This window comes from Sphingobium herbicidovorans (assembly GCF_002080435.1).
GTDB lineage: Bacteria > Pseudomonadota > Alphaproteobacteria > Sphingomonadales > Sphingomonadaceae > Sphingobium > Sphingobium herbicidovorans.
This window is the reverse complement of record NZ_CP020539.1, coordinates 540,632-551,897: the sequence shown is the minus strand read 5'-3', so window position 1 is coordinate 551,897 and position 11,266 is coordinate 540,632. Positions and strand designations below refer to the sequence as shown.

Sequence of the window (11,266 nt, the reverse complement as noted above, 5' to 3'; positions counted from 1 at the left end):
TTGCGTGTAAGCGGTGGATTCTAAATCGAAGTGCGAAATCCTGCGATTTATAGGGGTTTGATCCCCTTTCCAGGAAGGCGCACGATGAACGGCTATCAGCATTTGGGTTTGGACGAGCGGTGCGATATTTATCGGCCGGTCGCAACTGAACGGTCTGTAAGGCAAATCGCGGATGCGCTGGGACGTCATCCTGCGACGATCTATCGAGAGCTCAAGCGCAACCGGCATTTGGATGAGCATCCGCTATTTCCGGGCTATTATCCGAGGGTCGCACAGACCATCGCGCGCGGGCGTCGCGTGCGCGGAGACAAGATTGCGCGCAAGCCAGAACTGGCTGCTTACATCGCTGATCGCTTGCTGGCAGCCGGGTCGCCCGAACAGATTGCAGGTTACCCTCGTCGTCATCGGGGTATTCGTGAGGCGGTGTGCCACGAAATTATCTACCAATATGTCTATGGACCTGATGGACGGCACCAAAAACTGTGGCGCCATCTGCCAGTTGAGCGCCGTCGCCGACACGCTCGACCTCTCACGGCCGTACATGTCCGAGATGCGTCATCGCCCGGAGCCACGACGGCGCGGACGGCCACCGCTACCCGACGCCGGGCTCGTCGCCGACATCCGCTTGGCGATCGCCGACCTGCCCACCTACGGCTACCGGCGCGTCCATGCACTGCTTCGCCGCCAAGCTGAACAGACCGGGCGCGCAGCGCCCAATCCAAAGCGCGTATACCGCGTCATGAAGCTGCAGGGCCTCATTCTCCAGCGCCACAGAGGCCGAAGCGAAGAGCGCCGTCACGACGGTCGCATCGCGGTGACAACCCGCAACAAATGTTGGTGCTCGGACGGGCTCGGAATCGGCTGCGAGAATGGCGAAAAGGTGCGGGTCGCGTTCGCGCTCGACTGTTGCGGTCGAGAGGCGATGGGCTATGTCGCGACCACCGGCATCACCGCCCAGGACGTGCGCGACCTGATGGTCGCCACCGTCGAGCACCGCTTCGGGCAGGTGAACAAGCTGCCGCATGCCATCGAATGGCTCACCGACAAGGGCAGCTGCTACACCGCGCGCGATACCCGACGCTTCGCCCGCGACATCGGCCTGATCCCGCGCACCACCCCCGGCGAAAGCCCAAAGCAACGGTATGGCCGAGGCGTTCGTCCGCACGCTTGAAAGAGACTTCGCTCGCGTCAGCCCCCGACCGGATACCCGGACCGTTATTGAGCAGCGGCCCGAATGGCTCGACCACTACAATCGCGTGCATCCGCATCGAGTGGACCGAGGTCGAAACGTCCACGATGCGTTCACGCCCGGCTGACGACCTCTTCAATCTCACAAGTCCCTGTGGATTGGCGTTAGCGCGGTCGTGGATTGTGGGCTGCGCGCGCCAAGCAGCCGGAAAAGATAGCCAGTCGCTTGACAGCCACTGGTCAATCACCTTCCGGCCCAGTTCGTCTTTCATCCATCAGCAGATAACGCCACCTCGCGCCACAGCTTGCGTAGAGGTTCACCCAGCGGGTCGTTGATTACGTGGCTCTTGTTGTCGAAGGCCATCGCCTTCGGCGCGTCCGGGCTATAGGCTGGCCATCCGGGCAGGCCAACTGTGTTCGGGTTCCCGGTTTTTGCGAAGGCGACCCACGCGGAACTCATCAGCTTCGCAAGCGGTCGGGCCTGCGGCGAGTCTTGGATAAGGAAGGTCTGATATTCGAGGGTGTCGTTGACAAACGGGACCTCCAGGCCATGTGTCGCGCCGAACGCAGCGCCGGGGCACGGTTGGTATCGGAAGAGAGTTCCTGCTTCAGGTGCAGAATATGGCTTCCTCGTCAAGGTCGCATAATCCGTCTTCACATCTCTCACGCACCCGACGAAGCACATTGTCACCTGGGCTGCTCTATCGCATCTTGTCAGGAGGCTTGCGCTCTGGCGACTTCGGACCTTCCTGCCTTTTGCTTTGTTGCTCTCTCGCGATCCGCACTCGATCGACCGCATCCTTCAACACGCGATCCGGCACGCTTTCAATGGATGGTCGATCTTTCAGGAACGATCGAAGCTCCCGCGCAAGATCCTTGTCACGGCGATCTTCCGAATCATCCAAACGGGCAGCGGCCCCTTCATATTGCTCTCTGATGCTGGTCCAACGCCGCTTCGCCTGAGCAACAAACGCCGGCGCCTGCGCCTTTCCGGTGGCAATCGCCAGTGCTTCGCGGGCCTGACGTAGGTCGGCTTCTGTCGGCTGCCGAGACACGCCACGCCGGATCTTCTCGCGCATCTGTGCGAGCGCCATGCTGGTGCCAGCCCGCGCCTGCCCGCGCGACCAACGGGGGGTCGCTTCACATTCGACGCCGCGACTGCGCAGGCCTTCGGCAAACGCCTCGCGAAATTTGAAAAGATCCGCCCGCCGTGGATCGAACCGTGTGCCGTCCATCCCCTCGGCCTCAACTGTCATATGCACATGCGGGCGCGGCGTGTCTGTGTGGAGTGCCAGCAGATAATCATGATTGTCGCCCAGCATCCGTTCTGCCGTTTCGCGCACCGACTGTTTTACCGTCTCAGGATCGGTGCCCTCCGGCATCGAAAAGACCATCGAGACCGCAGACACCGTCGCGCGCGGCCGCCAGTATAAGGGATCAGACCACTCCTCAGCGAGCTGCTGGACATCCGCTTTGTTGGTGAGCAGTTCGCCATCGCGGGTCTCAAGCGCGATCTCACACTTACGGCCGATATAGGCAAGGTGAGCGCCAAGATGGTCCGCTCCCTTTTTGCGCCCCGTCACCTTAACCAGCACCTCAGGCGCCTTGCGGACTACGCGGGCCAGCACCGCACGGGCATCTGCTCGTGGGCCAACCAAAGGTCCCCCATCCTTTCCGACCCTCTTTTGTTTCAGCAGGCGCTCGGCATATTTAAGATTGGGGTCGCCAAACACGCGCGGCTTGAAAGTCGGCTTCAGCACACCCCACAGTTCGTCCTCGCGCTCGCCGAATGACATCAGTCAGCCACCTTCCAATAGTTAAGGTCACTCCGCAGGGCTTCCCCCAAGGCGACGATCTGATCATTGACCTCCTGCCGCATCTCGATGATGCGTCGCAACTCACCCTCGATCTGCAATCCATTGTCAGCCAGCGCTACCGCATTGCCGGCGCGCGTGGCCTGATTGAGATTGCGGCCAATGCGCTGCAACTGCTTGCGCACTAAACGGAGGCTCTCACGGATACCTGCGTCGACACTGCCCTTCAGACCAAGATGGCGGCGGGTCAGAGCCTTGACCCACCCTGCCCGATCCGTTCCGCGTTCAGCCGCGCGCGTTTCCAACACCGCCATCTCGGCATCAGTCAGGCTGATGGTGACCCGATTGGTGCTGCGCTCCGCTTGGGGCTGCATAAGGGGCGCATCGGCAGCCTGCCGAAGAACCTGAGCCAGGACGGCTCGCAGCAGTGCACTGCGCCCTCCCCTGCCCTCGGCCAGAGCATCAAACGCGTCGAGCGTGGCCCGGTCGAGCCGAATGGTAAGGTGCGCTTTGCCATCCTGAGATGCGTTCGCAGTTGTCATCCTCGTCCCTTGTCCGTGATGCCACTGTGTTACAACTACGACCCTAACCCCTATCCTGCCATCAAAGCAACCCCTTAAAAAGACATGCGAATCTGTGGCCCGGGCCACAGTCCTCTACCATGGCCGGAACGCTTAAGGACGCGGAAAAGAAGGGGGGCTGGGATTTAGCGATCGAAGCGGACGAGGCGCGGCTGGTCTTCGCCAGCGAAGTGGATCAGCGCCTCGACCAGGCGGCCACTCTTGCCGCCGACAACAATAGCGCGTGCACCATCGGGGCACTCCGCTTCCGGGCCGGACCGCTTCGGCTTGGTCCGCCCTTCCGGTGCTGTGCGTACCGGACGGGGGTCTAGAGATAGCTGCTGCACCGGCGCCACGTTGCCAGCTTCAAGATCAACTGACGGCAATGGTCCCGGCCGCGACAGGCCTTCGCAGCCAGCAACCGTGACCAGGCCCGGAGGCGTCGCATCCAGAAACGCCATCACGGTTTCGGGATCGTTGGCTGCGGCTTTCATCAATGCGACTGCACCGCGGACCGGAATATCATCGAGGCGGGCGGCTATATAATCAGGTGCCGAGGCGAGGCTGTGCAGACGGGAAAGCCGCGCCCGGTCCCGACCGGTGGCGCGGGCGAGATCGACGATGCTCATGCCCGACGCTACCTGGTCGGCAACGAAGGCGATCATGTCCTGTACGGACAGCTGTTCGCGCTGATCGTTCTCGATGAACTGATCGATCCTGATCTGGCTAGCATCCAGAACTTCGCGAATGATGGTGCGGACCGGCTGGCCGAGCTGGAGGCACGCACGCCAGCGCCGCTCGCCGAACTGGATCATGTAGCGCCCATCTTCGTCCGCCGGCGCGACGATGATGGGCTGCAACTGACCTCTGGCTCGAATGGTTTCGGCGAGCGCGTCAATCTCTTCCGGGCGGATCGCGCGACGTACATTGTGGGGATCGGGATAAACCAGCTGCGGTTCGAGCAACAGCACCCTATCCTGTTGAGCAACTTCGTCCTTGGCAGCGAATATGTCGAAGTTGCCGAAATCCATCAGGAACCGATCCTCTGCAATGCCTCGTCCAGGAACGCCTGCATCGGCTGCAGGGACGATCTTACATCCTTATCGAACCGCCAAACCGGAACGCCGGCCTGCACAGCCTGGCTATAGTGAGCGCGATCGGGAAGATGCGTGGAAAACAGGTTGCGGCCAACTTTGGCCTTGAGCTCAGCCAGCATCGTCTGCTGGTTGCGGTCATTGGCCTTGACCCGGTTCGCGACCAAACCCGCAACCCGGATCGGCGTCTGGCGGCCGCGTTGATTGACGGTCTGGATCGAGTTGGAAAGTTGCCGGGTGGAATCGGGTCCGAAGGGGCCCAGTTCGACCGGCACGATCAGATCGTCACAGACCATCAGCGCGGCAAAATTGATCCAGCTCCATGCTGGCGGCGTGTCGATCACGCAATAATCATAGGCCGCCTTCAACGCCGCGAAATTTGCGCGGAAGCAAGTCAGCGCCTTGCCATAGTCGGCATCATATTCTCCAGCCATGCGGTTGGAGTAAATGGCCCGCTGCAATCCCTCGAGCGCGGCATAGCCCGGTTCGAACAAGGGTTTGCACGAGCCAAGCTGCTCGAAATCGCGCAGTGCGGTCGATGCATTGCACTGCCGATCAAGGTCCAGCACCAGAACACGGTGCCCGGCATCCGCAAGGTGCCAAGCGAGATGACAGGCGATCGTGGTTTTGCCTGCGCCGCCCTTCTCGATGTTCACGGCGGTCGTCTTCATCGACGGTCATTCCACCACGATTGACGGGCATGCCACCAGGTCTCGGCATCCTCATCGCGGATCCGAGGGCCTCTGCTCTTGCTACCCGCACTGAGAAACATGGCGACGAACAGCAGGAAAAAGAAAAGGCCAGCTTGCGCTACACCGCTCATGTCCTTCGACCTCCTCAAGATTCCCTAGCCGCGCTGGCGCATAGAATAAGCTCATGGGCAAGATAACTCAACGAATCAGACAGAAGATTCAGAGACTTAAAGGTCGCCCTCAGATCGCCCGGGCCAGCTGGAGGGGCCGCCAAAGCGGCCCCGATCCTTTACCGGTCGTGATTTTCGCTGGCCTTTGTGAGGACCGCGAGGCCATCGGCGATCAGTTCAACCGTGTAGCGTTTGCCGTCAGCCGTGTCGTAGGAGTTCTGCCGAACCCGTCCGGTCACGTGGATCAGGTCTCCCTTGTCGATCTTGGTTGCGCGCTCGATCAGGCGACCAAATAGCGTTACTTCATTCCAGTGGGTGTCGGTGACCCACTCACCATCTTCCTGGCGGTTGTAATTGGCGGCGACCGAAATCTTCGCCACCTTCTCATGCTCCGTGACCTTGTTGACGCGGCCGATGATGCGAAATTCAGCGATGTTCTGCATGGGTCTTTCCTCTTGCTCGATCAGGCCAATTCCTGATGGGGTCTTCAAGGGAGTAAGGCTGGCGCGATCCAGAAAATAAACGGATGAGGTGGATGGCTCCCGCTCACGGCATCTAAGTGCCAAGATGGGTTGCTGTCATGCAAACCCGAGCAAGGAGCCACCCGCCATGGAGATTAGCACGATCGGCCTTGATTTGGCCAAGAACGTTTTTCAGGTTCACGGTATCAGCGCGACCGGTGAGGTCGTGATTCGCAAGGCGCTGCGGCGATCGCAGATGTTGCCGTTCTTCGAGAAGTTGCCGCCGTGTCTGGTAGGCGCCGAGGCCTGCGGGACGTCGCATCACTGGGCGCGCGAACTGACCAAGCTGGGTCATGAGGTCCGGCTGATGCCAGCGGCTTACGTAAAGCCTTATGTGAAGCGCGGTAAGAACGACGCTGCCGACGCCGAGGCGATCTGCGAAGCTGTCACGCGTCAGACGATGCGGTTCGTGCCCGTCAAGTCGCGCGAACAGCAGGCGGCGTTGTCGCTGCACCGCGTGCGTAGCCTTTTGATCAAGCAGCGCACGCAACTGGTCAACATGATGCGCAGCGTGCTCGCCGAGCTGGGCATCGCCATCCCGGTCGGGATCGTGAAGGCACTGCAGATGGCGCGAGAGATCGTCGACCGCGAGTCTAGGCTCGATCTGCCGACCGAGGCGACCAACGTCGTCGCTATGCTGGCAGAGCAACTGCTCCAGCTTCACGTTCAGTTGCGCAAGCTCGACCTGCGTCTCGCCGCCCTGCAGCGGAGCGACGACAGGGCCCGACGCCTGGCGACTATCCCTGGTATCGGGCCGATCGGCGCGACGGCGCTCGCGGCATCGGTCACCGATCCCACGCAGTTCGCCTCGGGGCGCCAGTTCGCCGCCTGGCTGGGGCTAACTCCGCGGCAGAGCTCGAGCGGTGGCAAGGAACGCTTGGGGCGCATTACCAAGATGGGCGACAGATATCTGCGGCAGCTTCTGATCGTTGGCGCAACCGCATTGGTTCGATACGCCAAGGAGAAACCCAGCACGGTCGATCCGCGCTTTGTCGCTCTGCTCGCCAGAAAGCCCGCGCGCGTCGCGTCGGTCGCCATCGCTAACAAGATGGCGCGGATCGCATGGGCGGTCATGGCGCGCGGTGGGGTCTTCGAACGCGGGCATGCGCCTGTGCTGGCGGCAGCATAGATCAAGAATTTAGCTGAGGAGATCAGCTTCACGAGGTTGTGAGAGCGAAGGATGTGATGGCAAAACCGGTCGGACCGGGAACAAGGACAACCCAAGGACCCTCCTAGGCGTAAGAGCCTGCTAAACCGATCGGACCTTGTTCACGGACCCCATCAGGGCCAGCAGTCTGCACCGACTGCATCAACAGGCCGGACAGACGACTGCACCCGACCAAACGCCAGATCATCACTTTATGCTTGCAACGCGGGAGCCATCCACAGAGGAGGGTCCGCACCGCGGAAACCGTAGCCAATCAGGCGGTTATTTTCTTGATCGTAGAAGGCGGCCTGCGACCATGTCCCCATCGCAAACAGGAATTGCGCGGTTGAGCAAGGGCGGATGACACAGAATATCGTTCAAAGGCATCAGGGTAGCTCAAGGCTGGGGCGGAAGCGCACTAAGGTGCCATCCGGCGCGCCTGAACACCATCAGGAATGCCGGGTGCGCCTCACCATCATGATGAAATGTGGCAGTCATCCGAAGTGCGTGCGCTTACGCAATTCGACCGGACACAAATCCGGCTCCGGCATAATGCCAGCATCTCGTGCGCAGGCTGGAACAAAGAGAACGGACAAATTGCCGTGCGGGGCCTGCCGGTCCAAGGCCTTGGACTTGCCGGGCTCGATGCCCGGCCGGTCCAATCGGCGCTAAAAATTGAAACGGGAGAGCGTCACCGCCCTCCCGCTCATCAGAAGCTGTCGTCCCGGTTGCCGGGCACAGTATGAACGATCCGGCCTCTGATTCATAATCTCCTTCATCAATCGCCGTGAAGCCACCATCACGGATGATATGTCGCGCATAGTAGCTGCGGATCGACCCGGTCTCGGCATGGACCGAAGCCCCAATGTAAGTGGATTGGGCGGCGAAAATGGCGGAGTGGTCGATGGTCATATGTGCCTCCTCATCTGTTGAGGAGCGCCGCACATGATGATCAACGCAAACGCCTCCGGCATCGGCGCGCTCCCCGCTGCCGGCACACTCGTAGCGCAGAGATGCCGCCATTTCTTCGTTGCTCATCTGAGCGAAGCTGTCGATCTTGAGACAATCCTGCGTCCCGGCATCGCGCTCTACGTGCTGAACGGCCTTCCCCCGGAGGCGAAAGCCGTTGCGCCAGTGTAGGCGCAATCCCCGTCCTCAACTCGCTCGACCAGATCGCCCGCTGGGCTGCCACCGCCAAGGCGCTCGCCCGCCTTCTCCCCGCCGCGCTTCAGGTGGACAGCGGCATGTCCCGCCTGGGCCTGCCCCCCGAGAAAGTCTCGGCGCTGCTAGCCGATCCTACCCTGCTCAACGGCATCGAAGTCAAACTCCTCATGAGCCATCTGGCCTGCTCCGATGACCCGGGCGACGACTTCAACCAGCAACAGACCGCCAACTTCGAAGCGCTCGCCCGCCACTTTCCAACAGTCCCTCGCTCGCTGGACAATAGCGGCGGCAGTTTCCTGCAGCGCCCACATTTCGATCTCGTCCGCGCAGGTATCGCCCTTTATGGCGGCGCGCCCACCGCAGGGGTCAATATGATGGACGCCGTGGTGACCCTGACCACGCACATCACGCAGACCCGCCTTGTGCCCGCTGACACTGGCGTCGGCTATGGCCTCACCCACCGCACAAAACGCGTTACCCGCATCGCCACCATCCCGGTCGGCTACGCTGATGGCTGGCCTCGCCAGCTCAGCAACCGCGGCGCGGCCTATATCGGTGGCCAGCGCGTGCCGATCATTGGCCGCGTCTCGATGGACAGCATCACCCTGGACGTCACCGACATCCCCGAAGCCCTGCTGCACCCCGGCGCGCCGGTCGAGCTGATCGGTCCGCACCAGAGCATAGACGATGTCGCCACGGACGCCGGCACGATCTCCTATGAAATCCTAACCCAACTCGGCCCTCGCTATCGCCGTATCTATCATAGCGAACGGCCCGCATTGCGGAGCATGTCAGCATGAAAGTCACCATCCTGGGCAGCGGCGTAATCGCGGTAACATCGGCCTGGTATCTTGCCGAGGCGGGACATGAAGTCACTGTTATCGACCGCCAGAGTGGGCCGGCGCTGGAAACCAGCTTCGGCAATGCGGGTGAAATATCGCCTGGCTATGCTTCCCCGTGGGCTGCACCCGGCATCCCTCTGAAGGCACTGCGCTGGCTGTTCATGAAGCATGCGCCGCTGATCCTGCGCCCTCATCCAGACATGGCGATGTTGCGCTGGATCGCCGCTATGTCGGCAACTGCACGGAACGCGCCTATGCGATCAACAAGAGCCGAATGGTACGCCTGGCCGAATTCAGCCGCGATCAATTGATCGAGCTGCGCCGCTCAACCGGCATCACCTATGGCGAGCGCAGCCGGGGCACTCTCCAACTGTTCCGAGAACAATATCAGCTCGACGGCATCGCCAAGGATGTCGCCGTCCTTCAGGCAGACGGCGTACAGTTCGAGGTGCTCGATCGCGCAGGCTGCATCGCCGCTGAGCCAGGCCTTGCGAACAGTAGCGAGACGATCGTGGGTGGTTTGCGCTTGCCCAATGACGAGACGGGCGACTGCTTCAAGTTCACCAATGCGCTCGCCGATCTTGCCAAGGGAAAAGGCGTCAACTTCGTCTATGACTGCACAATCAAGCGCCTCGCCAGCGAGCAAGGCCGTATCGCCCATGTTGAAACTGACAAGGGTGACGTCAAAGACGACGCCTATCTGGTCGCAATGGGGAGCTATTCGCCCCTCCTCCTCGCACCACTGGGCCTAAGACTTCCGGTCTATCCCGTGAAGGGCTATTCAACCACCATCCCCATCACCGACGACAGGCGCGCGCCCGTCTCAACCTTGCTCGACGAAAGTTTCAAGGTCGCAATCACGCGGCTGGGCGACCGCATCCGGGTCGGCGGCATGGCCGAGCTGTCGGGCTATTCCTCCAACCTGCCCCAGGCCCGCCGCGATACGCTCGACCATTGCGTCAGCACGCTGTTCCCCGGTGCAGGGGATCTCAGCCGAGCAAGCTTCTGGATCGGCCTGCGCCCGATGACCCCGGACGGCACGCCAATCATCGGCGCTACGCAAATCCCCAATCTGTTCCTCAACACGGGACATGGCACGCTGGGCTGGACGATGGCTTGCGGATCGGGCCATGTCATCGCCGACATCATCGCTGGCAAGCGCGCCGCCATCGAAACTTCCGACCTTGCAATCAGCCGCTACCAGCGCGGGAAGACATCCTCCGCGCCGTCACCCGTTCCAGCCTTAGCTCGTTCATAGGGAGCCAGAAAATGATCATCACTCGCATCGATCAGGGCCCACGCATGAGCGAGGCCGTCATTCACGGCAACACCGTCTATCTCTCCGGCCAGATCGGCGCGCCGGGCGAAAGCGTGACCAATCAGACCAAAGCCGTTCTCGCTGAGATCGAAGCACTGTTGAATCGGGCCGACAGCGACAAGAACCATATGCTGACGGCGCAGATCCGGCTGGCCGACATGAACGACTTCGCCGAGATGAACACTGTCTGGGACGCGTGGATTGCCGATGCGCCTGCGCCCACCCGCGCCACCGGCGAAGCAAAACTGGCCAGTTCGGATTACAAGGTCGAAATTATCGTAACGGCAGCGAAGATAAGCTGAGGCGTCGTCGCGGAGCACATCCGGCACTTCTTCCGGCGGGCGCCATCCCGTCGATCAAGCACGTACCGCCATCCGCTCAAATGGTTCGAATGGCATATGAGCAAGGCTTGCGTTTCCTCGCAATTCCGGTTGCGTATTTCCGGGGTTCAACCGGCGTCGCAATGCCCTGCCTCATCGACCCCGTTGAAAAGCGCAGGATCGGCCCGCTCTGCGCGGCTGTGCTGCGCCATCAGCGCCACAGCGGCCGCCACAGTGGAAGAGAACTTATCCGGCTGCTCACGCGCGATCTCGATGATTTGAGCCCTCATCCGAGGATCCCAAAAACTGGTGAGGTGCTCATTCAGCGCCACCACCGCCCGCTCCTGACCCATTGGCGCAAAATTTCGGTCAATCTGGTGCGCCATGTATACCAGGCGATCTGCGGTCGACATGACATGGCCATCCTCGCTCATAC

At 61.3% G+C, this 11,266-nt stretch carries 12 protein-coding genes and 3 pseudogenes; 7 read left to right on the top strand and 8 right to left on the bottom strand.

Annotation, left to right across the window (positions count from 1 at the left end; all coding sequences use genetic code 11):
- Positions 1 to 84: 84 nt before the first annotated feature.
- The 3 genes and pseudogenes from B6S01_RS22250 to B6S01_RS22185 all read left to right on the top strand — a co-directional run.
- A pseudogene (locus B6S01_RS22250) lies at positions 85 to 570 on the top strand (transposase); the annotation flags it as partial.
- Entirely contained in the window at positions 455 to 1,171 is a 717-nt protein-coding gene (locus B6S01_RS21740) for a DDE-type integrase/transposase/recombinase (protein WP_156103402.1), read from the top strand. The pseudogene B6S01_RS22250 and the gene B6S01_RS21740, both read left to right, overlap by 116 nt.
- On the top strand, positions 1,143 to 1,316 hold the full coding sequence (locus B6S01_RS22185; RefSeq protein WP_081570535.1) for a hypothetical protein: 174 nt from the start codon (positions 1,143 to 1,145) through the stop codon (positions 1,314 to 1,316). The genes B6S01_RS21740 and B6S01_RS22185 overlap by 29 nt, the downstream gene beginning before the upstream one ends.
- Positions 1,317 to 1,456: 140 nt before the next feature.
- Here the strand turns inward: B6S01_RS22185 and B6S01_RS17255 are convergent, their stop codons facing one another.
- The 6 genes from B6S01_RS17255 to B6S01_RS17230 all read right to left on the bottom strand — a co-directional run bounded on the left by B6S01_RS17255 (position 1,457) and on the right by B6S01_RS17230 (position 5,961).
- Positions 1,457 to 1,873, bottom strand: coding sequence for a carboxylesterase family protein (locus B6S01_RS17255; protein ID WP_037468404.1), 417 nt, complete (start codon positions 1,871 to 1,873; stop codon positions 1,457 to 1,459).
- A gap of 16 nt (positions 1,874 to 1,889) precedes the next feature.
- Positions 1,890 to 2,984: a relaxase/mobilization nuclease domain-containing protein gene (locus B6S01_RS17250; RefSeq protein WP_051908543.1), complete on the bottom strand. Its 1,095-nt coding sequence runs from the start codon at positions 2,982 to 2,984 to the stop codon at positions 1,890 to 1,892.
- On the bottom strand, positions 2,984 to 3,544 hold the full coding sequence (locus B6S01_RS17245; protein ID WP_051908545.1) for a hypothetical protein: 561 nt from the start codon (positions 3,542 to 3,544) through the stop codon (positions 2,984 to 2,986). Before B6S01_RS17245 ends, B6S01_RS17250 begins: the two co-directional genes overlap by 1 nt.
- Before the next feature lie 164 nt (positions 3,545 to 3,708).
- Positions 3,709 to 4,593, bottom strand: coding sequence for a ParB/RepB/Spo0J family partition protein (locus tag B6S01_RS17240; protein ID WP_037468406.1), 885 nt, complete (start codon positions 4,591 to 4,593; stop codon positions 3,709 to 3,711).
- Positions 4,593 to 5,327, bottom strand: coding sequence for a ParA family protein (locus B6S01_RS17235; RefSeq protein WP_037468407.1), 735 nt, complete (start codon positions 5,325 to 5,327; stop codon positions 4,593 to 4,595). The genes B6S01_RS17240 and B6S01_RS17235 overlap by 1 nt, the downstream gene beginning before the upstream one ends.
- 310 nt (positions 5,328 to 5,637) lie before the next feature.
- Positions 5,638 to 5,961 carry a single-stranded DNA-binding protein gene (locus B6S01_RS17230; protein WP_037468408.1) on the bottom strand — a complete coding sequence of 108 codons (324 nt, stop codon included), beginning with the start codon at positions 5,959 to 5,961 and terminating at the stop codon, positions 5,638 to 5,640.
- Between the two features lie 166 nt (positions 5,962 to 6,127).
- Here B6S01_RS17230 and B6S01_RS17225 point away from each other — a divergent pair, with 166 nt between their 5' ends.
- Entirely contained in the window at positions 6,128 to 7,168 is a 1,041-nt protein-coding gene (locus B6S01_RS17225) for an IS110 family RNA-guided transposase (protein ID WP_037468469.1), read from the top strand.
- A gap of 531 nt (positions 7,169 to 7,699) precedes the next feature.
- Here B6S01_RS17225 and B6S01_RS21735 read toward each other — a convergent pair.
- Positions 7,700 to 8,098, bottom strand: coding sequence for a hypothetical protein (locus tag B6S01_RS21735; protein WP_156103386.1), 399 nt, complete (start codon positions 8,096 to 8,098; stop codon positions 7,700 to 7,702).
- A gap of 33 nt (positions 8,099 to 8,131) precedes the next feature.
- Between B6S01_RS21735 and alr the strand changes: the two are divergent.
- From alr to B6S01_RS17210, 3 genes and pseudogenes are all read left to right on the top strand, one after another.
- A pseudogene (gene alr, locus B6S01_RS17220) lies at positions 8,132 to 9,150 on the top strand (alanine racemase).
- A pseudogene (locus tag B6S01_RS17215) lies at positions 9,147 to 10,450 on the top strand (D-amino acid dehydrogenase). Before alr ends, B6S01_RS17215 begins: the two co-directional pseudogenes overlap by 4 nt.
- Positions 10,451 to 10,461: 11 nt before the next feature.
- Positions 10,462 to 10,812 (top strand): RidA family protein, encoded by a 351-nt coding sequence (locus B6S01_RS17210; protein ID WP_037467505.1) that lies wholly within the window; start codon positions 10,462 to 10,464, stop codon positions 10,810 to 10,812.
- A 146-nt stretch (positions 10,813 to 10,958) separates the two neighbouring features.
- On the opposite strand, the gene B6S01_RS17205 is transcribed toward B6S01_RS17210, so the two are convergent.
- Positions 10,959 to 11,264: a formate dehydrogenase subunit delta gene (locus B6S01_RS17205; protein WP_081570533.1), complete on the bottom strand. Its 306-nt coding sequence runs from the start codon at positions 11,262 to 11,264 to the stop codon at positions 10,959 to 10,961.
- Positions 11,265 to 11,266: the final 2 nt, after the last annotated feature.

What these genes read in the sequence shown, in the direction of transcription:
- B6S01_RS21735 (WP_156103386.1), bottom strand. Translation starts at nt 8,098, where the DNA reads ATGACCATCGACCACTCCGCCATTTTCGCCGCCCAATCCACTTACATT.
- B6S01_RS21740 (WP_156103402.1), top strand. Translation starts at nt 455, where the DNA reads ATGGACCTGATGGACGGCACCAAAAACTGTGGCGCCATCTGCCAGTTG.
- B6S01_RS22185 (WP_081570535.1), top strand. Translation starts at nt 1,143, where the DNA reads ATGGCCGAGGCGTTCGTCCGCACGCTTGAAAGAGACTTCGCTCGCGTC.
- B6S01_RS17255 (WP_037468404.1), bottom strand. Translation starts at nt 1,873, where the DNA reads ATGTGCTTCGTCGGGTGCGTGAGAGATGTGAAGACGGATTATGCGACC.
- B6S01_RS17225 (WP_037468469.1), top strand. Translation starts at nt 6,128, where the DNA reads ATGGAGATTAGCACGATCGGCCTTGATTTGGCCAAGAACGTTTTTCAG.
- B6S01_RS17210 (WP_037467505.1), top strand. Translation starts at nt 10,462, where the DNA reads ATGATCATCACTCGCATCGATCAGGGCCCACGCATGAGCGAGGCCGTC.
- B6S01_RS17250 (WP_051908543.1), bottom strand. Translation starts at nt 2,984, where the DNA reads ATGTCATTCGGCGAGCGCGAGGACGAACTGTGGGGTGTGCTGAAGCCG.
- B6S01_RS17230 (WP_037468408.1), bottom strand. Translation starts at nt 5,961, where the DNA reads ATGCAGAACATCGCTGAATTTCGCATCATCGGCCGCGTCAACAAGGTC.
- B6S01_RS17205 (WP_081570533.1), bottom strand. Translation starts at nt 11,264, where the DNA reads ATGAGCGAGGATGGCCATGTCATGTCGACCGCAGATCGCCTGGTATAC.
- B6S01_RS17235 (WP_037468407.1), bottom strand. Translation starts at nt 5,327, where the DNA reads ATGAAGACGACCGCCGTGAACATCGAGAAGGGCGGCGCAGGCAAAACC.
- B6S01_RS17245 (WP_051908545.1), bottom strand. Translation starts at nt 3,544, where the DNA reads ATGACAACTGCGAACGCATCTCAGGATGGCAAAGCGCACCTTACCATT.
- B6S01_RS17240 (WP_037468406.1), bottom strand. Translation starts at nt 4,593, where the DNA reads ATGGATTTCGGCAACTTCGACATATTCGCTGCCAAGGACGAAGTTGCT.